The following is a 21,980-nucleotide window of genomic DNA, read 5'->3' as shown; positions in this document are numbered from 1 at the left end:
CCGCCACCGACTTCGGCTGGTTCACACACCCCAACGGGAAGCTATCGGAGGTCGCCTGTGCCGACGCCCATTACCACCCTGGCCCTCGGACCCGAATGGCTCGATCCGGAGTGGTTGATCTCGACGTTCGGCCTGCTCGGCATTCTGGCGATCGTATTCGCCGAATCCGGTCTCTTCTTCGGGTTCTTCCTGCCGGGTGACTCGCTGCTGTTCACGGCCGGGCTGCTCACCGCCGACGGGAAGTACATCACCCACCCGCTCTGGCTGGTCTGCCTGCTGATCACCATCGCGGCGATCGCCGGTGACCAGGTCGGCTATCTCTTCGGCCGCAAGGTCGGCCCGGCGCTGTTCCGGCGCCCCAACTCCCGCTTCTTCAAGCAGGAGCACGTCATCAAGGCGCACGACTTCTTCGAGAAGTACGGCGCCCGCTCCATCGTGCTGGCCCGGTTCGTGCCGATCGTGCGGACCTTCACGCCGATCGTGGCCGGCGTGAGCAAGATGAACTACCGCACCTTCGTGATCTACAACGTGATCGGCGGCATCCTCTGGGGCACCGGCGTCACCGTGCTCGGCTACTTCCTCGGGCAGATCCCGTTCGTCAAGGCGAACATCGAGATGATCCTGATCGGCATCGTGGTCGTCTCGGTCCTGCCGATCGTCTTCGAGCTGCTCCGGGCGCGGATGGCGGCGAAGCGGGGCACCACGCTGGCGGAGAAGGCCGCGGCCGAGCGGGCGATCCAGGAGACCCAGCAGCACTACCGCGGCAACTAGAACCACCGCAGACACCGACCGCCGGTGACCGCCCTCGTCGAGGGAAGGTCACCGGCGGTCGGTGTTCTGTGCGGTCAGTACGGTCAGCGCGCCTTCTTGGTGGCACGCTTGCGCGGCGGGGTGAGCAGATCGGCGATGGTCGCGATCGCACTCGGCACCAGCCGGTAGTACGCCCACACACCACGCTTCTCCCGCTCGAGCAGCCCCGCCTCGGTGAGGATCCGAAGGTGGTGACTGACCGTCGGCTGCGAGAGCCCGAGCGGTGCGGTCAGGTCGCAGACGCAGGCCTCGCCCTCCGGCGCGGACTGAATCAAACTGAGCAGGCGCAGCCGAGCCGGGTCCGCGAGGGCCTTGAGGACCCCGGCGAGACGCTCCGCGTCGGCACGTTCAATCGGCTCACCGGCAAGCGGCGAGATCTGAGGCATAGTCGTTTCAGCCAAAGCGGTTCCCACGAAATCCATCCTTCCACCAGCAGCATCGACCCGCCTGCATATCAGCAGATCCGAATCGGCATTCTTTTAAGCCACAAGACCGAGGTCAGCCAGCGTGAAGACCGACCGGTACGGCAGTCCGGCGGCTCTGACGGCATCACCGGCTCCCCGGTCAACGATAACCGCCACGCCCACTACCTCGGCCCCAACCTCTTGCAATGCCTCGACTGCGGAGAGCACGCTGCTTCCCGTGGTCGAGGTGTCTTCCACAGCCAACACCCGACGGCCCGCCACATCAGGCCCCTCGATGCGACGCTGGAGCCCATGGGCCTTGCCGGCCTTGCGGACCACGAACGCGTCGAGCTGCCGCCCTTGTGCGGCGGCGGCGTGCAGCATCGCGATCCCCACCGGGTCGGCGCCCAGCGTCAGTCCACCGACCGCGTCGAACTCCAGATCGGCGGTCAGGTCGAGCATCGCCCGACCCACCAATGGTGCCGCCGCGTGATGGAGCGTGACACGGCGGAGATCGACGTACCAGTCGGCTTCACGGCCCGATGACAGCACCACGCGGCCGTGGACAACAGCCAGGTCGGTGATGAATTTGCGCAGGTCGTCGGTGTCCCCCATGGCCGGTAAGGGTAGCGGTCGAGTCTGAGAGCCGCGTTCAGGGTCGGCGGTGTTCAGCCCGATGAGGGATAGGTGACCAAAAGATCATGAACACGCTGCGCTACGTGTTGACCAGGGACTGGGCACTCGGCCCGGGCCGATGATCCGTCCGGTTAGGACGGCTGGTCTCCGCGGTCGGATTCGTCTCGGCCGATCCGCCCACGGGTGTCCCGGGCGATGGCCTGCAGCAACCGCTGCGGGGTGTGCCGCAGTCCGGCCACCGCCAGCTTGTACTTCCAGTCCGGCACACTGATCAACTTGCCTTTATGCAGGTCACGCAGGGCGTCGTTGACGACATCGTCAGCCTGGAGCCAGAGCCACCCCGGGGTGCCGGACATGTTGATGCCGGCCCGGTCGTGGAATTCGGTCCGGGTGTAGCCCGGACAGAGCGCCATCACCCGCACACCGTACGGCCGGACGGACTGACCGACGGATTCACTGAAGTTCGTCACCCACGCCTTGGAGGCCGAATAGGTTGAACCGGGCATCACGGCACCGAAGCCGGCAACGGAAGAGACATTAATCACTGCCCCACGGCGCTGTTGGGTCATCGGCCGCAGCGCGGCGAGGGTCAACCGCATCACCGCGTGGACGTTCAACCGCAGCAGCCGGGCCTCGTCCTCCGGGGTGGAGCGCAGAAACGGCCGGTTCAGGCTGATGCCGGCGTTGTTAACCAGCAGGTCGATCCGGTCGTCGCGCGCCAGCCACCGCTCCACCACCGCGCACCCGTCGTCGGTGGACAGATCGGCCGGGAGCACCTCGACGCCGACACCGTGCCGTTCGGTCAACTCGGCGGCGTGCTCGGCGAGCCGGCGGGCGTCGCGGGCCACCAGGACCAGGTGATGACCGTCGGCGGCGAGCCGGCGGGCGAAGGCCGCACCGATTCCGGCGGTGGCGCCGGTGATCAGCGCGCGGGGGGTCACGGGTCCGGGGACGGGCTCCGGCGTTTCGGCCACGGGGATCTCATCTCCACACATCAGCGGCCGGGGCGGGTGACGCCGGCCGGGCGGTGCGACGGAAGTACCTGTTCGCCGCCGGCGAGCAGAGCAGCAGAGCCACCACAAGGTAGCCGAGTACCTGGGCCACCGGAAGTGCCGCGCCGAGCGGCAGCCACCACCGGGGATACGCCTCGGCGAGCGCGGTGACAACGGTGGTGTCGACAGGGTCGAAGACGAAGTCCGGCGACACCGCCCGCTGGGCCACCACCACCGCGAGGGTGACGCCGCCGCAGAGCAGCCCGGTCGCGCTGACCAGCCAGGTGACCAGCCGGGCCACCGCCTGGCGGCGCGCGAGCCCTCGGGCCAGCACCAGCAGCAGCCCCGCCACGGCCAGCGCCAGGATCGTCGCGAGCACGGCCAGCCCGACCGGGAGCACCGCCAGGCTGTCGATCTCGGCCGCGGTGGCGCCGGCGGCCGCCGCGAGTTCGCGGTAGCGGTCGAGGACGCCACCGACGACCGCCAGCCCGACGATCGCGTACGCCGTCCCGCCGAGGGCCAGCACCGCCAGCACGACCACCGCGAGGGTGACCGTCGTCGGGCGCGGCGGCGCCGGGGGCGCGACCGGGTCCTGATATGCCACGACCGATCCTTCCGGTAGGTACCTCAAGGAACCTACTAGCCGGAGGATCGGTCGTGGCCGCTACGACGTCAGCCGGCCGGCGGCGTCGGATTCGTCGGATCAGCGGGGTTGGCGGGATCCGCCGGATTCGCGGGGCCCGCGGGCGGCTGGGCCGGGTGCTGCTGAGGCTGGCCCGGGTACTGCCCGGCGCCCGCCTGCGGGTAGCCCGGGTACTGCCCGCCCATCGGGTATCCGGTGCCCGGCAGCGGCGGCTCCCACATCGCCGGCGGCTTGCGGAAGAACTCGTTCGCCGCGGGCAGGGCAAGCAGAATCGCAGCGGCCAGCATCGCCAGCATGCCGAGGATGCCGATCGCCAGGCTTGCCGGCTCGTACCAACCGGGCAGCGCCGCCTCGATTCGCTCCTGCAGCTCCGCCTGAGTGGGCAGGTTGGGATCGCCGGTCTCGACGCCGGAGAGCGCCCCGCTGGCCGCGGTTGCCAGCAGGCCCAGCCCGGTGCAGCAGAGCGTGAGACCGGCGGCGACCCAGGTGACGATCCGCGACGGGTTCTTGCCACGGTTGTTGAAGATGGCAAGGACCACCACGCCGGCCGCGAAGAGCAGGCTGATCCCGATGCCCAGCACGGAACCGATGACGCCACCGACGGCGGCGCCCTCCATCGCCGTACCCGCGTAGAGCTCCTCGGTGACCTCCTGGGTGGCGGTCACCATGGGGATCGACACGCCCACGGAGATCACTTGGAGTACGGCGTAGAAGAAGAGCAGATAGCTGGAGATGGTCACGACGGTCGGGCGAGGGTTCGCCGGCAGCGCGGCTGGATGCAGTGGTGCGGTCACGGTTGACTCCCTGGTCGGTGCTTCAGGCCGACAACGCTAGCCGTCGCCGTCCAACACCCCGGCGGACGCCCGGCCGCCGCAACCTCACCGGCACTGCCGCCGGACTACCGCTGGTCGCCCGGGCCGCCCCACGGACCCTGCGGCGGCTCAGCCTGCGGATAACCCTGCTGCCCCTGAGCCGACGGGTAACCCTGAGCGGGCGGGTAACCCTGAGCCGGTGGGTAACCCTGCGCGGGCGGGTAACCCTGCGCGGGTGGATGGCCCTGAGCCGGCGGATAACCCTGCGCTGGCGGGAAACTCGGTGCGGGCGAGCCCGGCTGCGGGTAGCCCGGGTACTGCCCACCCGCCGGGTAGCCGTTACCGGTCGGCGTCGCGGCGTTGCCCGGCTTGCGGAAGAACGCGTTCGCGGTCGGCGTGGCCAGCAGAATCGCGGCGGTCAGGAGCGCGATCAGGGCGACGGCCGCCAGCGCCGTGCTGACCGGCAGGTACCAGGGCAGCCTGTCCGCCAACGGATCGACCTCCTGCCCATTGGCAGAGGCAGAGACGGTGACCGGTCCGACGCCACCGCCCAGCGAGTTCGTCAGGGTCAGGCCACCGCAGCAGGACATCAGACCCACGAGCACCCAGGTCGTGATTCTGGCGCCGTTCGCCCCTCGGCTGTTGAGGGCCGCCAGCACCACCAGCGCCACCACGAAGACCATCGTGCAACCGGCCGTCAGATAGACCGTCGGCGTATAGAGACTCTCCATCCCGACGGAGAGTTCCTTGAGCGCCTCCTCGGTGGCGTTCATCGCGGGGATCGCCAGGGCCAGTGAGATCACCTGGATCAGGGCGTACAGGTAGAGCAGATAGCTGGAGGCGCTCACGACGCCAGGTCGTGGCCGCGCCGGTGGTCCTGCCTGGTTCATGGTTTCCCTTCGATCCGTTCGGCGGCCTCAGTAGCCGCGCCACTCCCCGCGGGCGTACTCCAGAACCTTCGGTGACATCAGCGTCGAGGCGGAGACCTCGACCCGGGCCCGGTCCGGGGGGAACGTCGCGGCCTGGGCGAGCGTCGCCTCGTCGAGGAAGCGCCGCGGCGGCGCCTGCGGCGACAGGCCGAGTGGCGGCGCCTGCGGGCCGGTCGCCGCCAGCAGGAAACCCCAGTCACCGAAGGAGGGGACGTCCACGTGGTACGGCGTGGTCGCGAACCCGGCCGCCCGCAGCGACGCCTCGATCGACCAGTACGACCTCGGTGCGAAGTACGGCGAGCCGGACTGCACCACCACCCGGGCGTCGTCGGCGAGCACCGCCCGCACCAGGGTGTAGAACTCCACCGAGTAGAGCTTCGCCGTCGCCGTCTCGTCCGGGTCGGGCAGGTCCACGATCACCGCGTCGAAGCGGTCGGCGGCGTCCCGCAACCAGCCGAAGGCGTCGGTGTGCACCAGGCGGACCCGCGGGTCGTCGAAGGCCCCGGCGTTGAGTTCGCGCAACCGGGGTTCGGTACGCGCCAGCAGCACCACCGCCGGGTCCAGCTCGACCAGGGTCACCGACTCCACGTCGGGGTAGCGCAGCACCTCCCGCAGCGCCAGCCCGTCACCGGCGCCCAGAATCAGCACGTTGGAGCGGCCGCCGTTGAGGACCGGATGCACCAGCGCCTCGTGGTAGCGGTACTCGTCGGCGGAGCTGAACTGCAGGTCCCCGTTGAGGTAGAGGCGCAGATCCTCGTTGCCGGCGGCGTCCCGGCCCATCGACCGGGTCAGCACGATCTCCTGGTAGACGCTGCGTTCGGCGTGCACCACCGGGTCGCGGTAGAGCTGCTGGCGGGCGGTGAGCTCGAAATCCTCGGCGGTGACGTAGGCGTACCCGAGGCAGAGTCCGACCACGACGAAACCGGCGGTCAGCGCGACCCGGGTACGCCGGGCGAGCTGCCTGCGGAAGACGGTGAGCACCAGGATCAGCCCGGCGACGGCGTTCACCGCCCCCACCACCAGCGCCCCTTTGAGCTGGCCGAAGACCGGGATCAGCAGGAACGGGAAGGCGAGCCCGCCGAGCAGCGCGCCGACGTAGTCGGCGGCGAAGAGGTCGGCGACGGCGCTGCCTGCGGACTGGGCGCGGATCTGCTGCAGGAGCACCATCAGCAACGGGATCTCGGCGCCGATCAGCAGACCGAGCACGAACGCGACGATCACCAGAGCCGGGCCGTAGAGGTCCAGCCAGGCGAAGGCGGCGTAGAGGCCGAGGACCGACACGCCGCCGAGAAGCGCCAGGGCCAGCTCGACCGCGGCGAAGGCGGCGGCGGCCCAGGGCTGCAGCGGCTTGGCGGCGAGCGCCCCGACGCCCATGGCGAAGACCATCACGCCGAGCACGATCGATGCCTGCCCGACGGTGTCGCCGATCAGGTAACTGCCGAGCGCGACCAGGGCCAGCTCGTAGACGAGCCCGCAGGCGGCGCAGACGAAGACCGTGGCGAGCACGGCCGCCCGGCGCAGCCGCCACCGGGAACCCGCCGGCGCTTCCTGCGCCTGCTCGACCCCGGCCGATGTACCGGCGCTGGTCATCGCCGGCGGTACGGGTTCTGCCGCGGCCCGCCTCCCGGCTGCTGGTTCGGTGGCCCGCGACGGGCTGCCGCCTGCGCGGCCGTGCGGCGCTGGCTCGCCCGCTGCCAGATACCGGTGGCGATCAGCGCGGCGGCCGACGCCAGCACGACGAACGCGGCGAGCAGGTAGCCCCACCGGTCCCGCAGGAAGTCGTTGCCCGCGCTCGGCAGGTTCGACGGCGCCGCAGTCGGTTCGGCAGCGGTCGGTGCCACCGCGGGCCCGGGGGTGACGTAGCCCTCCTCCACCGCCAGCAGCGGCAGCAGCGTGGCCGCGCGGGTGATCGCCCACCCGGGGTCGTCGATGAAGACGGCCTTGTCGAGGCCGAAGCGGCTCAACCAGGGGTAGGCGTCCTGCTCCGACGAAATGCCGCCGTTGCTGCTGACAGTGACCGACGCGCTGTCCTCGAACTCGCTCGACGACGACGTGTAGATGACAGTGGCGCTCACCTCCAGCCAGCTCGGGCACCTGGAGGATTCGCTGACGAGGATCCCTTCGCCGAGGTTGGAGCCGGCGCTGAGAGTGCTGCCGTTGCCGATCAGCTTCCAGCCGTAGCAGATGCCGTGCTCGGCAGCGGAGCGCTGCAGCACCTCGACGGTGTCGGCGCTCTGCTGCGTGGTGGGCGGCGGCACCGTCGTGCTGTTGTCCCCGATACCGCAGCCGCCGAGCACAATGACGGCCACGGCACCGACCAGGGCCCTGGCGACCCTGGGTCCCCGCGAGGCGGACATCAGATGATCGCCGCCGCGATGACCGCGCCCGTCGCCACGTGCACGACCGCGTTGATCCAGACCGCCGGGTGCGGCTGCGGGTCGACCAGGATCACGCCCAGCTTGCCGGGCGTGGCGATGTCGAGCAGCACGAAGGCGACGGCCATCACGACCAGGCCCAGCAGTCCGTACGCGACGGTGCCGACCAGACCCAGCGCGAAGGTCTCCGGGCTGGCGAAGATCGCCGCGACGACGATGATGCCGACGCCGACCAGGTTGGAGGCGAGCAGCAGCGCCGCGTTGTGGTTGCGGTCCACCCAGATCAGCTCCTTGAGCCGACCGGGGGTGGCGACGTCGACCAGCACGTAGCCGATCGCCATCAGCAGCACGCCGATGCCGCAGTAGGCGAGCGAGACCATCAGATCAAGGACGAGTTTGGACATGAGCGGGCTCCAGGAAGGGGTGAGGTGAGAGGTGCTGCGCTACTTGCCGCTACCGGGGCCGCCGCCCCGTACGGTGGTGCCCCGGCCCCAGCCCCAGCCGCTGCCGACGTAGGCGTGGTAGCGGTGGTAGGCGCTGGAGGCGTCTTCGACCAGGATCACCGAACCGGTGTTGTTCGGTTTGATCACCACCGCGTCGTCGTCGTAGCGCAGGTAGACGCCGCTGGCGTCGACGTACTGGTCGGCCGGCTGCCAGGCGTCGGTGATCTCCTTGGAGACGACGCTCGGCGCCTTCGGCGAGGTGTACGCCTTGGCCTGCGATCCGATGTCCAGGCGCGACGTGCGGCTGTACCTGTCCTCGACGAAGCCGCGCGGGGAGAAGCTGCCGTAGAAGATGGCGAAGCTCGCCACCAGCGCCCCGATCACCGCGAAGGCGGCGCCGAAGACGAACCATCTGCGATAGGTCATGTCAGATTCACCGTCGTGGAGGTGGTGACCAGTTCCCCGGTCTGCGGATAGGCGTGCCAGGTCTGCCAGCGCACCGCGCCGTCGTCCACCGGGGCGAGTCGCAGCGCGGTCACCGCGTCCGGGTCGCCGGGGAAGACCCCGACCAGCGCGTACGGGTCGTCGTCGAGCGTGCTGCGCAGCTCGGCGATGCGCGCGCCGAGCCCGGCGCGGTCCAGCCGGCACACCTCGGCGCGGAAGGCGTACCGGCCGTCGTGTCCGCCGGCCTGCTCCGGCAGTTGCGGGGTGCGGCCGGGCAGGCAGGCGACGGTCTCGCTGATCCGCCGGTCACCGGCGCGCAGCAGGACCTGGTGGGAGGCGCCGAGCAGCCGCAGCACCGCCGTCGCGCCCCCCGGCAGGCGGCATTCGAGCACGTGCAGGGCGGGTTGTTCGGGACCGTCGAGCGCGAGGCTGAGGTCGGCGGCGGTGGTGTCGGCGTACGGCGTGTCGAGGCTGACCAGCATCAGCTGCTCTCCCGGGACTGCCGGTAGATCTGCACCTCGGCCCGGTGCAGCCGCTCACCGCGGCCGACCTCCCAGCCGGCGCCGCCGTAGGACTCGAAGGAGAGCCGGGCGTCGTCCGGCGCGCAGTAGTCGTGGTAGCGGATGGTGCCGTTCGGGTTCAGCCCGGTCGTCCCCACTGCGGTGAAGCGGGCGCTGCCGGACTCGTCGCTGGCGTAACGGCGGCCGTCGAAGTCGATGCTAGGCGCGCCCGGGGTGACGGTCGCGCCCCGCACCTCGGTCCAGAGCACCAGCTCCAGGTCGGGGTCCTCCTCCACGGAGATCCAGCGCTTGGTGCCGGCGGCGTCGTCGAGCAGGTGCTCGGCCCAGCGGTAGTCGCCCTCCTGGAAGTGCAGCGAGCCCCGTACGCCGTAGGAGACGCCGCGGATCTCCACGATGTCGCCGGGGGCGAGTTTGCGCGGGTCACCGCGGAGCGCGTCGGCGTCCTCCTCGACCTGCCGGAACGGGTCGACGGGCCCGGTCGGGGCCGGCGGGCGCTGCCGCTTGCTGTTCCGGACCGCGATCACCGCGATGACGACACCCGCCACAGCGACGAGGCCCGCCAGGCCGACCAGCAGGACCGCAAACGAACCGTTCATTCGCCCTCCCCAGGGGTGTCGGCGAAGACGGTAACAACTGCGCGCACCTCACGTAAGCACAGCTCACATCGGTAATGGTGCGGTTACGCAGCGAACTCAGGCGTCGTGGAGCCGCGCGGCGGCGTAGTCGGCCAGACTGGTGCGCCCCATGACGCAGCCGGTGAAGGTGGTGAACTCCTCCCCCGAACCGCGCAGCGCCTCCCAGGCGGTCCGCCCGGCCACGGCGTCGAAGCGGCCGAGCAGGGTCGCCGCGTACGCCTTGCCGGCCGGGCTGCCCTGCTCCAGCAGCCAGGCCACCTGCCGGCGTACCTGGTCGGCGTGGGTGGGCAGCGCCTGCTCGAGCAGGCGGTACGCCGCGGTGGCCGGGAGGGTGCTCCCGGCGATGCCGACGCCGCCGAAGGCGACCACGTCGGCGCCGGCGAGTTCCCGCGCGGCGGCGTCCAGGTCGCTCGTGTCCCAGCTGGTCTCGGCCATGGGGGTCTATTTCCCTTCGAAGGAGGGCGATAACCCGGTACGCGTGATCGGCAGGAGCCGGGGGGCGTCCTGCCGATCACGGTCACCGGAGGGGGCTGGTCAGGCGGCGGTGACGACCAGGGCGTCGCCGTCCCGGTCGACCCGGACGGTCTCCCCGTCGCGGATCCTGCCACCGAGCAGTGCCTTGGCGAGCTGGTCGCCGATGGCGGTCTGCACCAGCCGCCGCAGCGGCCGGGCCCCGTACATCGGGTCGTAGCCGTGCTGGGCGAGCCAGTCGCGCGCGGCGTCGGTGACGTCCAGCGTGAGGCGGCGGTCGGCGAGCCGTGCGCCGAGGCGGTCGAGCTGGATGTCCACGATCGACCGGAGGTCGCCGGCGGCCAGCGAGTGGAAGACCACGATGTCGTCGAGCCGGTTGAGGAACTCCGGCTTGAAGCTGGAGCGGACCACCGCCAGCACCGCCTCCTTGCGGGCCTCCTCGCTCAGCGTCAGGTCGCTGATGACGTGCGAGCCGAGGTTGGAGGTGAGGATCAGGATGGCGTTGCGGAAGTCGACCGTGCGCCCCTGCCCGTCGGTGAGCCGCCCGTCGTCGAGGACCTGCAGCAGCACGTCGAAGACGTCCGGGTGGGCCTTCTCCACCTCGTCGAGGAGGATCACCGAGTACGGCCGGCGGCGCACCGCCTCGGTCAGCTGGCCGCCCTCGTCGTAGCCGACGTAGCCGGGCGGGGCACCGACGAGCCGGGCGACGGAGTGCTTCTCGCCGTACTCGCTCATGTCGATGCGGACCATTGCCCGGTCGTCGTCGAAGAGGAAGCCGGCGAGCGCCTTGGCCAGCTCGGTCTTGCCGACGCCGGTCGGGCCCAGGAAGAGGAAGCTGCCGGTGGGGCGGTCGGGGTCGGCGATGCCGGCGCGGGCGCGGCGGACCGCGTCGGCGACGGCGGCGACGGCCTCGGCCTGGCCGACCACGCGCTCGCTGAGGGAGTCCTCCATCCGCAGCAGCTTGGCGGTCTCGCCCTCCAGCATCCGGCCGGCCGGGATGCCCGTCCAGGCGCCGACGACGGCGGCGATGTCGTCCGCGCCGACCTCCTCGTTGAGCATGCCGCCGTCGGCCTGGAGCACTGCCAGCTCCGCCTCGGCCTGGGCCAGTTCGCCGCGCAGTTGCGGGATCCGGCCGTAGCGCAGCTCGGCGGCGCGCTCCAGCTCCCCGTCGCGCTCGGCGCGCTCGGCCTCGCCGCCGAGGCGCTCCAGCTCCTCCTTGGCGTTGGAGATGCGGGTGATGTGCTCCTTCTCCAGCTGCCAGCGCTCGCTGAGCGCGGTGAGCTGCTCCCGCTTGTCGGCGAGTTCGCCGCGCAGGCGCTGCAGCCGCTCGGCCGAGGCCGGGTCGGGCTCCTTGGCCAGCGCCATCTCCTCGATCTCCAGGCGCCGGACTGCCCGTTCGATCTCGTCCACCTCGACCGGCCGCGAGTCGATCTCCATACGGAGCCGGGAGGCGGCCTCGTCGACCAGGTCGATGGCCTTGTCGGGCAGGAACCGGTCGGCGATGTAGCGGTCGGAGAGGGTGGCGGCGGCGACCAGCGCGGCGTCGGTGATCCGGACGCCGTGGTGCACCTCGTAGCGCTCCTTGAGGCCGCGCAGGATGCCGATGGTGTCCTCGATGGTCGGCTCGCCGACCAGCACCGGCTGGAAGCGGCGCTCCAGCGCGGGGTCCTTCTCGATGTGCTCGCGGTACTCGTCGAGGGTGGTCGCGCCGACCATCCGCAGCTCGCCGCGGGCCAGCATCGGCTTGAGCATGTTGCCGGCGTCCATCGAGCCCTCGCCCTTGCCGGCGCCGACGACGGTGTGCAGTTCGTCGAGGAAGGTGATGACCTGCCCGTCGGAGTTCTTGATCTCCTCCAGGACGGACTTGAGCCGCTCCTCGAACTGGCCGCGGTACTGCGCGCCGGCGACCATCGCGCCGAGGTCGAGGGAGACGAGCTTCTTGTTGCGCAGCGACTCGGGGACGTCGCCGGCGACGATCCGCTGGGCCAGCCCTTCGACGATCGCGGTCTTGCCGACGCCGGGCTCACCGATCAGCACCGGGTTGTTCTTCGTACGCCGGGAGAGCACCTGGATGACGCGGCGGATCTCGGCGTCCCGCCCGATCACCGGGTCGATCTTGCCGGCGCGGGCGCTCTCGGTGAGGTCGACGCCGTACTTCTCCAGGGCCTGGTAGGTCTGCTCGGGGTCGGCGGTGGTGACCCGGCGGTCTCCGCCGCGCACGGTGGGGAAGGCCGCGACGAGCGCCTCCTCGGTGGCGCCGGCGGACTTGAGGGTGTTGGCGACGGCGCCGCCGACGCGGGCCAGTCCGGCGAGCAGGTGCTCGGTGGAGGTGTACTCGTCACCGAGAGGGCGGGCGATCTGCTCGGCGGCGCTGATGGCGTTGGCGAACTCGCGGGAGACGCTCGGCTCGGCCACGCTCGCGCCGCGGGCCGCCGGTAGCGCCTGGACCGCCCGGTCGGCCTGCCGGCGCAGCTGCGCGGTGTCGGCCCCGACGGCGCGCAGCAGCCCGGGCGCGGTCGAGCCGGGGGTGTCGAGCAGGGCCACGAGCAGGTGCCACGGCTCGACGACGGCGTGGCCGTGCTCGGCGGCGCGGGCGACGGCGGTGGTGATGACCTCGCGGCTCTTGGTGGTCAGACGTTCGGCGTTCATCGGCTCCCCTGTTCAGGCGTTTCCACCAGGAACGACGAAACCAGAGTTGAGTCTATTCCGCTCAACTCCACGCCTGTGACCCGCATCACTTTTGATCCAGGTATCGACACACGGCTGAAACTTGCCTCCCCAAACCATCGGCCTCGACCAGCCGGAGTACGGTGACCGCCGTGCGTGTACGAGTCGAACAAACAACCCTGCCCGGCATCGGCGTACGCCACGACGTGCTGACCGGGACCGGACATCGGATCGGCGTGGTCTCCCACCGCGACGGCCGCCGGGAACTGGTCGTCTTCGACGAGGACGACCCCGACCTGGCCACCGTGCACCTGGCGCTCAGCGACGCCGAGGCCGCCGTCCTCGCCGACCTGCTCGGCACCTCGGTGGTGCTCGGCCAGCTCTCCCGGCTGACCGGCACCAACAGCGGCGGCCTGGTGACCGAGCAGGTCGCCCTCCCCGCCGGCTCCGGGTACGCCGGGCGGCGCCTCGGCGAGACGAAGGCGCGGGCCCGCACCGGCGCCTCCATCGTCGCCGTGGTCCGCGACGGCGACATCATCCCCTCCCCGGCCCCCTCCTTCCGCTTCGAAGCCGGCGACTCGGTGATCGTGGTCGGCACCCGGGCCGGAGTGGACGGGGTGACAGCGATCCTGGCCGAGTCCGACCCCGACAGCTGAGGGCGCCGATGCACGAAGAGATCACGTACCTGCTGATCCAGGTCGGCGGGCTGCTCCTGCTGCTCGGCCTGCTGGGCAAGTTCAGCCGCCGGATCGGGCTGTCCCCGATTCCCCTCTATCTCTTCGCCGGCCTGGCATTCGGCCACGGCGGTCTGCTCCCGCTCAACGCCAGCGAGGAGTTCTTCGAGATCGGCGCCGAGATCGGCGTCATCCTGCTGCTGCTGATGCTCGGCCTGGAGTACTCCGCCAACGAACTCGTCTCCAACCTGCGCTCCGCGGCGCCGGCCGGGCTGATCGACGCGCTCTTCAACGCGGTGCCCGGCGCGCTCTTCGCGCTCGTGATGGGCTGGGGCTGGCTCGCCGCGGTGGTGCTCGCCGGCATCACCTGGGTCTCCTCCTCCGGCGTGATCGCCAAGGTGCTCACCGATCTGGGACGCGTCGGCAACCGGGAGACCCCGGTGATCCTCTCGGTGCTGGTCATCGAGGACCTGGCGATGGCCTTCTACCTGCCGCTGCTGACCGCGCTGCTGGCCGGGGCGAGCCTCGCCGGCGGCCTGACCGCGCTCGGCATCGCGCTCTGCACCGTCACCGCCGTGCTCCTGGTCGCCATCAGGTACGGCCGGGCCATCTCGGCGCTGCTGCCGAAGAAGAACCCCGAAGCGCTGCTGCTGACCGTCCTCGGCGCCACCCTGCTGGTCTCCGGCATCGCCGCGAAACTGCAGGTCTCGGCGGCGGTCGGAGCGTTCCTGGTCGGCATCGCGATCTCCGGGCAGGTCGCCCACAAGGCCACCGAGCTGCTCACCCCGCTGCGGGACCTCTTCGCCGCGGTCTTCTTCCTCTTCTTCGGGCTCTCCACCAACCCGCGCGACATCCCGCCGGTGCTGATTCCGGCGCTGATCCTCGCGGTGGTCACCATGGGGACCAAGGTCGCGACCGGCTACCTCGCCGCCCGCCGCGCCGGCATGGCCGAGGCGGGCCGCTGGCGGGCCGGACTCGGGCTGATGCCCCGCGGCGAGTTCTCCATCGTCATCGCCGGACTCGCGGTCACCGCCGGCGCCGGGATCGCACCCCAGCTGGCGCCACTGGCGACCGCGTACGTCCTGATCACCGTCGTGGCCGGCCCGTTGCTGGCCCGGCTGCCCGACTACCCGTGGTTCCGCGCCTGGGTCCGCAAGCGCCGGGCCGCCCGCCTGGCGACTGCGCCGGTACCCGTTCCCGATTGATCCGGGGCGATACGATCCCACCGGATCGGCTGCTGTCTGACCGGTGGGATCGGCTCTTCCCTTGACAGCCCCGTCACGCTACGGTTTCGCCCCAGCAACCAGGTGTGTCCGCGGGCAGCACGGGATCCTCCCGGGGACCACGAGCGGAAGGCACCGCGATGAGTCTGCAGGGATCGGGGTTCGCCGGGTTCGCCAACCCGGTCGACCCGTCGCCGGCCGAACTGCGCGCCTGGGCACACGATCCCGGCTCCGTCCCGCTTGACCAGCTGCCGCCGGACTGGGATCTGCTCGTCGCCGGCGACCACCTGGTGGCGACCCTCTTCGACCTGGCGATGGACCCCACCTGCCCGGCCCGCCGCTTCGCCCTGCACTGCCTCTACATCTACGCCGCCGACAGCATCCGGACGAAGTTCCGGGCGCACTCCAAGCGCAAGCTGATGAAGATGCTCGACCGGGCGGAGAGCGACGGCGACGAGCAGCTGCTCTTCTGGGCGCACAACAGCCGTGCGTTGCAGGCCCGGCCCGAGCTCTTCGACTACCACGACTGGTGCGAGGGCGGGCTGGTCCGGCGCCACCGGCGTATCGGCTGACCCGGCGCGGCTCACCGGGCCAGGCGCACGACCTCGCGGTGCAGCCGCAACCGCTTCGGCGGGGCACCCCGCTCGACCTGACCGGCCTGATGCGGGCTGCGGTGCACCAGCAGCGGCGCGAACTGCCCGTCCAGCCGGCCGAGCATCTCGTCGAGCCGCGCTCTGACCTCTGCCGCGAGCTGGCGGGCGACCTCGGACTGAGCCATCGACCCCTCCCCAGGGAGTCCGTTGCGCACTTTTTCCGACTCATCCGAGGCTAGTCGAGCCGGCCACCGCCCACGGTCGAAAGCCGGTAGACCCCGTGCCGGACCGGGCCTGCCGAGGGTCAGTCGCGACCGCGGGCGCGGGACTGCTGCCAGACCACCACAGCTGTCGAGGTACGCGTCGTCGGCACCAGGTCCCGGCGCGGGAACGCGCTCAGCGACTCCATCTCCGCCATCCGGGCGTACGCGGTGTCCAGCGCTGTCTCCAGATCGGCGATGCGCTGCTGCATCTGCTCCAGCATCCGCTCCAGCCCGATGATCCGCTTGATGCCGGCCAGGTTCACCCCGTCGTCCTGGCTGAGCCGCTGCACCTCACGCAGCAGCATCACGTCCCGAACGCTGTACCGCCGGCCGCCACCGGGCGCCCGCCCGGGCTGGACCAGCCCCAGCCGGTCGTACTGGCGCAGGGTCTGCGGGTGCATGCCCGCCATCCGGGCCGCCACCGAGATCATCAGAACCTTCGCGTCGTACGCCGGATCGCCCGCCGAAACGAACTCGCTCGCCATCCTGAGTCACCTCCGCCTACTGCCGGACCGGGCCATCAACCGGACCGGCGTGCTGCGCTCTCCAGATGCTCCCGCGCGGCGGGAGGGGTGTGCGCGCCGAATTCCTCCAGCGCCGCGCGCGCCTCGTCGGAGACCTTCGAGGGCACCACGATCTCCAGGGTCACCAGCAGGTCGCCCGCCTGGCCGTCCCGGCGTACCACGCCCTTGCCGCGGGCGCGCAGCCTGCGGCCGCTCGGGGTGCCCGGCGGCACCCGCAACGTCACGGCGCCGTCGAGCGTCGGCACCCGCAGATCGGTGCCGAGCACCGCCTCGGCGAACGTGATCGGCACGGTCAGGGTCAGGTCGTCACCGCTGCGCCCGAAGAGATCGTCCGGGCGGACGTGCACCACCACGAAGAGGTCGCCCGCGGGTCCGCCGCGCTCACCGGGCTCACCTCGACCGGCCAGCCGGATCCGCTGACCGTCGGCGACGCCCGCCGGGAAACGGACGTTGAGGGTCCGGGTCCGGGTGACCCCGCCGCTGCCGGCGCACTCCGGGCACTTCTCGTCGACGATCGTGCCGACGCCCTGGCACTCCCGGCACGGCTCGGCGAAGCTGAAGCTCCCCTGGTTGCGGGAGGTGACCCCGGCGCCGCCGCACTGGGCACAGGTCCGCGGCTGGGTGCCGGGCTTCGCGCCGCTGCCGGCGCAGGTGTCGCAGACACCCGGAGCGCGCAGCGTCAACGGCAGCGTGACACCGCGTACGGCGTCCTGGAAGTCGACCGACACCTCGGCCTCGACGTCGCGCCCGCGCGCCGGGCCACGAGCCCGCCCGCCGGCGCCCCCCGCGCCCCCGGAGAAGATCGTGCTGAACAGGTCGGAGAAGCCCGCGCCACCGAAACGGCGGTCACCGGCCTGACCGCCCGCCCCGTTGAACAGGTCCGACATGTCGAAGGGCGGACCACCCGGGCCACCACCGCCGGCGCGGGCGTTGCGCCGGAACGCGCCGGAGCCGAAGAGCGAGCGCATCTCGTCGTACTCGCGCCGCTTGCCCGGGTCGGAGAGGACGTCGTACGCCTCGGAGGCGACCTTGAACCGCTCCTCGGCCTGCTTGTCGTCGGGGTTGCGGTCCGGGTGGTTCTCCCGGGCCAGCTTCCGGTACGCCTTCTTGATCTCATCCGAGGAGGCGGACTTGTCCACCCCCAGCACGGCGTAGAAGTCCTTCTCCAGCCAATCCTTGGAACTCAACAATCCACCTCCCTTCCATCAGGTGCGACCGAGGCGCCCCGGCGGACCGGGGCACCTCGGTCACTGGTCACTCCGGGTCGGCGACCGCGACCATCGCCGGACGCAGCATCCGCTCGCCCAGCTGGTAGCCGCGCCGCATGACCTGTACGCAGGTCGGCTCGGTCACCTCGGCGGAGGTCTGGTGCGCCACCGCCTCGTGCCGTGTCGGGTCGAACGGGTCACCCTGCTCGCCGAAGGCGGTCAGGCCGAACTTCCCGAGGGCGGTCGTCAACTGCTCCGCCACCGATCCGAACCCGCCGACCAGGTCGCCGTGTTCCCGCGCCCGGTCCAGATCGTCGAGGATCGGCAGCAGTGCCGACAGCACCGTACCGGTCGCCTGCTCGGCGACGACGCCCCGATCGCGGTCGACCCGCTTGCGGTAGTTGGCGTACTCGGCCGTGACGCGCTGCAGGTCGCGGGTGCGCTCCTGCAACTCGATCTTGAGCAGCGCCAGCTCGTCGCCCGCAGCGGTCTCTCCGGCGTCCCGGTCGGCAGGCTGCTGCGCCTCCGTCACCGGATCCGCCGGGGCGTCCACCACCGGGTCGACGGCGGGAGCCGGTTCCTCGAGGCTGACGACCTCGTCCTCGACCCCGTCGACGACCACCTCGGCGTCTTCCACCAGGCCCTCCGCGGACGGTGCTTCCTCGGCCGCCGGCGGCTGCGCCGCCGCCTCCTCGGCGCCGGCCGCAGCCGGCGCCGAGTCGGCCGATTCCACGGTCGCGGAGTCCGCCGGCACCGTGCCGGTGGAGTCCGGCTCGGTGTCTCGTGGCTTGTCCGTCATGTGGTTACCTCAATCCGTTCGTGAGCCGTACCAGCCGGGCCGGCAGGTCACTTCTTGTCTTCGTCGACGATCTCGGCGTCCACCACGTCGTCGGGTCCGCCGGCCGGGCCACCGGTCGCGCCGGCACCCGCCGCTCCGGCACCCGCGCCCGCACCCGGCTGGGGCTGCTCGGCCTGCTGCTGGGCGTAGAGCTGGGAGCCGATCTGCTGCGAGACCTGGGAGAGCTTCTCGTGCGCCGACTTAATCGCCTCGAGGTCGGTGCCGCCGAGCGCGCCACGCAGCTCGCCGAGCGCCTCGTTGATCTGCTCGCGTCCCTCGGCCGGCAGCTTGTCACCGTTCTCGGCCAGGAACTTCTCGGTCTGCCACTGGAGCTGCTCGGCCACGTTGCGGGTCTCGGCCTCCTCGCGGCGGCGCTTGTCCTCGTCGGCGTGGTCCTGGGCGTCGCGCATCATCCGCTCGATGTCGTCCTTCGGCAGCGCGGAGCCACCGGAGATCGTCATCTTCTGCTCGGTGCCGGTGCCGAGGTCCTTGGCGTGGACGTTGACGATGCCGTTGGCGTCGATGTCGAAGGTGACCTCGATCTGCGGCACGCCCCGCGGCGCCGGCGGCAGGCCGGTCAGCTCGAAGGTGCCCAGCTTCTTGTTGTAGGCGGCGATGTCCCGCTCACCCTGGAAGACCTGGATCAGCACCGACGGCTGGTTGTCGTCCGCGGTGGTGAAGACCTCGGAGCGCTTGGTCGGGATGGTGGTGTTGCGCTCGATGAGCTTGGTGAAGATGCCACCCTTGGTCTCGATGCCCAGGCTCAGCGGGGTGACGTCGAGCAGCAGGACGTCCTTGACCTCGCCCTTGAGCACACCGGCCTGCAGGGCGGCACCGACGGCGACGACCTCGTCCGGGTTGACTCCCTTGTTGGGCTCGCGGCCGGTCAGCTCCTTGACCAGGTCGGTGACGGCCGGCATGCGGGTCGAGCCGCCGACCAGGATCACGTGGTCGACGTCGGAGATCTTGATCCCGGCGTCCTTCACAGCCTGCTCGAACGGGCCCTTGCAGCGGTCGAGCAGGTCCTGCGTCATCCGCTGGAACTCGGCCCGGGTCAGGGTCACGTCCAGGTGCAGCGGGCCCGACTCGCCCGCCGTGATGTACGGCAGGTTGATGTTGGTGGTGGTCGCGGCGGAGAGCTCGATCTTGGCCTTCTCCGCGGCCTCCCGCAGACGCTGCAGCGCCATCTTGTCCTGGGACAGGTCGATGCCGTGCTGGCCGCGGAAGGTCTTGACCAGGTGGTCCATCACCCGCTGGTCCCAGTCGTCACCACCGAGCAGGTTGTCACCGCTGGTGGACTTGACCTCGATCACGCCCTCGGCGAGCTCCAGCAGCGACACGTCGAAGGTGCCACCGCCGAGGTCGAAGACGAGGACGGTCTGCTCCTTGGAGCCCTTGTCCAGGCCGTACGCCAGGGCGGCCGCGGTCGGCTCGTTCACGATCCGCAGCACGTTGAAGCCGGCGATCTCGCCGGCCTCCTTGGTGGCCTGACGCTGGCCGTCGTTGAAGTACGCGGGAACGGTGATCACCGCGTCGCTGATCTGCTCACCCAGGTACGCCTCGGCGTCCCGCTTGAGCTTCATCAGCGTCCGCGCCGAGATCTCCTGGGGGGTGTACTTCTTGCCGTCGATGTCGACGGTCCAGTTGGTGCCGATCTCCCGCTTGACCGACCGGATGGTCCGATCCGGGTTGGTCACCGCCTGACGCTTGGCTACCTCGCCGACGAGAACCTCACCGTTGCGGGCGAACGCGACGATCGATGGGGTCGTCCGCGAGCCCTCAGCGTTGGCGATGACGGTTGGCTCACCGCCTTCGAGAACGCTGACGCAGGAGTTCGTCGTGCCGAGGTCGATGCCGACCGCACGTGCCATCTTTGCTTCCTCGCTTCGTTACGTTGAGCAGGTGACGGGCACCGCCCGCAGCGCACCCATCTCAAGTTGAGTGAACCTGACTCAATAGTGCCACGCCGCCCGCGATCGTCAAGTCGGGGTTGAGCCGGGTCCGCGCAACTTGGGGTATCGGCGGTTCCGGTTGTCCCGGTTGCGCGATTCGGGCACCCTTTACCCGTGACGACGCATGGCGATGACTCAGACCCGGCCGAGACGTCATCCGTCGCCGCCGAGCCACCACTGCCCGCCGCCCTCGGCGACCTGCGCACGGCGATCACCGCCGCGACGTACCCGCTCGCCCTCGCCTCGGCCCGGACGGCCCGTGACTGCGCGACGGTGGTGACCGACCAGCTCGACGACTACCTCCTGCCCCGCCTCTCCCGGCTCGACGCCCCGCTGCTGGTGGTCGTCGGCGGTTCCACCGGCGCCGGCAAGTCGACCCTGGTCAACAGCCTGGTCCAGGCCCGGGTCAGCGCCTCCGGGGTGCTGCGCCCCACCACCCGCTCCCCGGTGCTGGTCTGCAACCCCGCCGACACCACCTGGTTCCGCGCGGGCGAGCTCCTCCCCGGGCTGACCCGCACCAACGAGCCCGGCGACACCACCGACACGCTCCAGGTGGTCGCCGCGCCGGCCCTCCCCGCCGGGCTGGCCTTCCTGGACGCCCCCGACATCGACTCGGTCGTCGACGCCAACCGGGCGCTCGCCGGCCAGCTCCTCGCCGCCGCCGACCTCTGGCTCTTCGTCACCACCGCCGCCCGCTACGCCGACGCGGTCCCCTGGGGGCTGCTGCGCACCGCCCGCGACCGCGGCACCGTCGTGGCGATGGTGCTCGACCGGGTGCCCCCCGAGGCCGCCGACGAGATCCGCGACCACCTCGCCGAGATGCTCACCGCCAACGAACTCGGCGACGCCCCGCTCTTCGTCCTCCCGGAGACCGTGATCAGCGGGCAGGGGATGCTGCCCGAGCCGGTCGTCACCGAACTCCGGGACTTCTTCGCCCGCCTCGCCGCCGACTCCGACGCCCGCGACGCCGTGGTGCGGCAGACCCTCGACGGCGCGCTCGCCGCCCTGCACCCCGCCGTCGCACAGCTCGCCGCCGCCGCCGACGAGCAGGCGACCGCCGCCACCGCGCTCGACGAACGGGTCGAGGCGGCGTACCGGGGCGCGCGCCGCACCGTCGAGCAGGCGGTGCAGGACGGACGGCTGCTCCGCGGCGAGGTGCTCGCCCGCTGGCAGGAGTTCGTCGGCACCGGCGAGTTCCTGCGCGGCCTGGAAGCCCGCATCGGCCGGCTGCGCGACCGGGTGGTCGCCGCCGTCACCGGCCGCACCCCGCCCGCCGCCGAGCTGCGCGACGCCATCGAGTCGCAGCTGGTCACCCTGCTGCGCGGGGTCGCCGCCGACGCGGCCGAGCAGGCGTACACCGGCTGGCAGGCGCACCCGGCGGGCGCGGCGCTGCTCACGCCGGAGCTGGCCCGGCCCGGCGCGGACCTCGGCGAGCGGGCCGAGCGGCTGGTCCGGGACTGGCAGCGCGACGTGCTGGAGCTCGTCCGGGCCGAGGGCGGCGACAAGCGCTTCGTCGCCCGGACCGCCGCCTACGCCGTCAACGTCACCGGCGTCACCGTCATGATCGCTGTCTTCGCCTCGACCGCCTTCATCCCCACCGGGCTGGAGGTCGCCACCGGCGCCGGCACCGCCGTCGCCGCCCAGTCGGTACTCCAGGCGATCTTCGGTGACCAGGCGGTACGGACCCTTGCGGCGCGGGCCCGCACCGACCTGCTCACCCGGGTCGACGCCCTGCTCGCGGAGGAGGCGGCGCGCTACACCGCGCTGACCGCGGTCGCCGCCGAAGCCGGCCCGACGGCCGAGCGCCTGCGCGCCGCCGCCGCGGAGGTCGCCGCCGCGCACCGCGAGTTCGGCCTTGCCGAGCCCCCGGGCCACGCGCCGGCCGGATCCGCGACATGATCGCAACCATGGGCGTGGACGAGG

24 protein-coding genes are annotated in these 21,980 nt (G+C 71.3%); 5 read left to right on the top strand and 19 right to left on the bottom strand.

All coding sequences use genetic code 11. The features are described from left to right. Nucleotides 1-57: 57 nt before the first annotated feature. Nucleotides 58-771, top strand: a complete 714-nt coding sequence (locus ACK8GG_RS00620; protein WP_440354503.1) for a DedA family protein — start codon at nucleotides 58-60, stop codon at nucleotides 769-771. 83 nt (nucleotides 772-854) lie between these two features. On the opposite strand, the gene ACK8GG_RS00615 is transcribed toward ACK8GG_RS00620, so the two are convergent. The 14 genes from ACK8GG_RS00615 to clpB all read right to left on the bottom strand — a co-directional run bounded on the left by ACK8GG_RS00615 (nucleotide 855) and on the right by clpB (nucleotide 12,764). Then, nucleotides 855-1,232, bottom strand: a complete 378-nt coding sequence (locus ACK8GG_RS00615) for an ArsR/SmtB family transcription factor (protein WP_440351428.1) — start codon at nucleotides 1,230-1,232, stop codon at nucleotides 855-857. 57 nt (nucleotides 1,233-1,289) lie between these two features. After that, a complete protein-coding gene (gene pyrE, locus ACK8GG_RS00610) occupies nucleotides 1,290-1,829 on the bottom strand; it encodes an orotate phosphoribosyltransferase (RefSeq protein WP_440351427.1) in 540 nt (179 codons plus the stop codon). Between the two features lie 152 nt (nucleotides 1,830-1,981). Beyond that, entirely contained in the window at nucleotides 1,982-2,824 is an 843-nt protein-coding gene (locus tag ACK8GG_RS00605; RefSeq protein ID WP_440354504.1) for an SDR family NAD(P)-dependent oxidoreductase, read from the bottom strand. A gap of 7 nt (nucleotides 2,825-2,831) precedes the next feature. Then, entirely contained in the window at nucleotides 2,832-3,446 is a 615-nt protein-coding gene (locus ACK8GG_RS00600) for a hypothetical protein (protein WP_440355264.1), read from the bottom strand. A 68-nt stretch (nucleotides 3,447-3,514) separates the two neighbouring features. Continuing rightward, entirely contained in the window at nucleotides 3,515-4,279 is a 765-nt protein-coding gene (locus ACK8GG_RS00595) for a hypothetical protein (protein ID WP_440355263.1), read from the bottom strand. A gap of 104 nt (nucleotides 4,280-4,383) precedes the next feature. Further along, on the bottom strand, nucleotides 4,384-5,145 hold the full coding sequence (locus tag ACK8GG_RS00590; RefSeq protein ID WP_440355262.1) for a hypothetical protein: 762 nt from the start codon (nucleotides 5,143-5,145) through the stop codon (nucleotides 4,384-4,386). A gap of 69 nt (nucleotides 5,146-5,214) precedes the next feature. After that, the gene (locus ACK8GG_RS00585; protein WP_440351422.1) at nucleotides 5,215-6,816 is read right to left on the bottom strand and encodes a polyamine aminopropyltransferase; all 1,602 of its coding nucleotides are present in this window, start codon (nucleotides 6,814-6,816) and stop codon (nucleotides 5,215-5,217) included. Continuing rightward, nucleotides 6,813-7,535: a hypothetical protein gene (locus ACK8GG_RS00580; RefSeq protein ID WP_440354507.1), complete on the bottom strand. Its 723-nt coding sequence runs from the start codon at nucleotides 7,533-7,535 to the stop codon at nucleotides 6,813-6,815. Before ACK8GG_RS00580 ends, ACK8GG_RS00585 begins: the two co-directional genes overlap by 4 nt. Nucleotides 7,536-7,582: 47 nt before the next feature. Next, entirely contained in the window at nucleotides 7,583-8,005 is a 423-nt protein-coding gene (locus tag ACK8GG_RS00575; protein WP_440351420.1) for a DUF350 domain-containing protein, read from the bottom strand. 39 nt (nucleotides 8,006-8,044) lie between these two features. Beyond that, the gene (locus tag ACK8GG_RS00570) at nucleotides 8,045-8,470 is read right to left on the bottom strand and encodes a DUF4247 domain-containing protein (RefSeq protein WP_440351419.1); all 426 of its coding nucleotides are present in this window, start codon (nucleotides 8,468-8,470) and stop codon (nucleotides 8,045-8,047) included. Then, nucleotides 8,467-8,970 (bottom strand): DUF2617 family protein, encoded by a 504-nt coding sequence (locus tag ACK8GG_RS00565; protein ID WP_440355261.1) that lies wholly within the window; start codon nucleotides 8,968-8,970, stop codon nucleotides 8,467-8,469. Before ACK8GG_RS00565 ends, ACK8GG_RS00570 begins: the two co-directional genes overlap by 4 nt. Then, nucleotides 8,970-9,605, bottom strand: coding sequence for a DUF4178 domain-containing protein (locus ACK8GG_RS00560; RefSeq protein ID WP_440351417.1), 636 nt, complete (start codon nucleotides 9,603-9,605; stop codon nucleotides 8,970-8,972). Before ACK8GG_RS00560 ends, ACK8GG_RS00565 begins: the two co-directional genes overlap by 1 nt. Nucleotides 9,606-9,701: 96 nt before the next feature. Next, complete coding sequence (locus tag ACK8GG_RS00555; RefSeq protein WP_440355260.1) at nucleotides 9,702-10,079, bottom strand: hypothetical protein; 378 nt, start codon at nucleotides 10,077-10,079, stop codon at nucleotides 9,702-9,704. A gap of 99 nt (nucleotides 10,080-10,178) precedes the next feature. Continuing rightward, nucleotides 10,179-12,764, bottom strand: a complete 2,586-nt coding sequence (gene clpB / locus ACK8GG_RS00550; RefSeq protein WP_440351415.1) for an ATP-dependent chaperone ClpB — start codon at nucleotides 12,762-12,764, stop codon at nucleotides 10,179-10,181. Nucleotides 12,765-12,934: 170 nt separating this feature from the next. On the opposite strand from clpB, the gene ACK8GG_RS00545 reads away from it, so the two are divergent. From ACK8GG_RS00545 to ACK8GG_RS00535, 3 genes are all read left to right on the top strand, one after another. Continuing rightward, nucleotides 12,935-13,438, top strand: coding sequence for a cation:proton antiporter regulatory subunit (locus ACK8GG_RS00545; RefSeq protein WP_440355259.1), 504 nt, complete (start codon nucleotides 12,935-12,937; stop codon nucleotides 13,436-13,438). 8 nt (nucleotides 13,439-13,446) lie between these two features. After that, nucleotides 13,447-14,661, top strand: coding sequence for a cation:proton antiporter (locus tag ACK8GG_RS00540; RefSeq protein WP_440351413.1), 1,215 nt, complete (start codon nucleotides 13,447-13,449; stop codon nucleotides 14,659-14,661). A 158-nt stretch (nucleotides 14,662-14,819) separates the two neighbouring features. Continuing rightward, nucleotides 14,820-15,251, top strand: a complete 432-nt coding sequence (locus tag ACK8GG_RS00535; RefSeq protein WP_440351412.1) for a hypothetical protein — start codon at nucleotides 14,820-14,822, stop codon at nucleotides 15,249-15,251. A gap of 11 nt (nucleotides 15,252-15,262) precedes the next feature. Here the strand turns inward: ACK8GG_RS00535 and ACK8GG_RS00530 are convergent, their stop codons facing one another. The 5 genes from ACK8GG_RS00530 to dnaK all read right to left on the bottom strand — a co-directional run bounded on the left by ACK8GG_RS00530 (nucleotide 15,263) and on the right by dnaK (nucleotide 19,976). After that, the gene (locus ACK8GG_RS00530; protein WP_440351411.1) at nucleotides 15,263-15,457 is read right to left on the bottom strand and encodes a hypothetical protein; all 195 of its coding nucleotides are present in this window, start codon (nucleotides 15,455-15,457) and stop codon (nucleotides 15,263-15,265) included. Nucleotides 15,458-15,576: 119 nt separating this feature from the next. Continuing rightward, the gene (locus ACK8GG_RS00525) at nucleotides 15,577-16,020 is read right to left on the bottom strand and encodes a heat shock protein transcriptional repressor HspR (RefSeq protein WP_440351410.1); all 444 of its coding nucleotides are present in this window, start codon (nucleotides 16,018-16,020) and stop codon (nucleotides 15,577-15,579) included. Nucleotides 16,021-16,055: 35 nt separating this feature from the next. Continuing rightward, a complete protein-coding gene (gene dnaJ / locus ACK8GG_RS00520) occupies nucleotides 16,056-17,246 on the bottom strand; it encodes a molecular chaperone DnaJ (RefSeq protein ID WP_440351409.1) in 1,191 nt (396 codons plus the stop codon). A 67-nt stretch (nucleotides 17,247-17,313) separates the two neighbouring features. After that, entirely contained in the window at nucleotides 17,314-18,066 is a 753-nt protein-coding gene (gene grpE / locus ACK8GG_RS00515; RefSeq protein WP_440351408.1) for a nucleotide exchange factor GrpE, read from the bottom strand. Nucleotides 18,067-18,113: 47 nt separating this feature from the next. Beyond that, the gene (gene dnaK, locus ACK8GG_RS00510; protein WP_440355258.1) at nucleotides 18,114-19,976 is read right to left on the bottom strand and encodes a molecular chaperone DnaK; all 1,863 of its coding nucleotides are present in this window, start codon (nucleotides 19,974-19,976) and stop codon (nucleotides 18,114-18,116) included. A 195-nt stretch (nucleotides 19,977-20,171) separates the two neighbouring features. Between dnaK and ACK8GG_RS00505 the strand changes: the two genes are divergently transcribed. After that, nucleotides 20,172-21,956: a GTPase domain-containing protein gene (locus ACK8GG_RS00505; RefSeq protein WP_440351406.1), complete on the top strand. Its 1,785-nt coding sequence runs from the start codon at nucleotides 20,172-20,174 to the stop codon at nucleotides 21,954-21,956. Nucleotides 21,957-21,980 lie beyond the last annotated feature (24 nt).

Source organism: Melissospora conviva, from assembly GCF_049523535.1.
GTDB classification, from domain to species: Bacteria; Actinomycetota; Actinomycetes; order Mycobacteriales; family Micromonosporaceae; genus Melissospora; species Melissospora conviva.
Note: the sequence above shows the minus strand (reverse complement) of the source record. Positions and strands in the feature narration are given on the sequence as shown.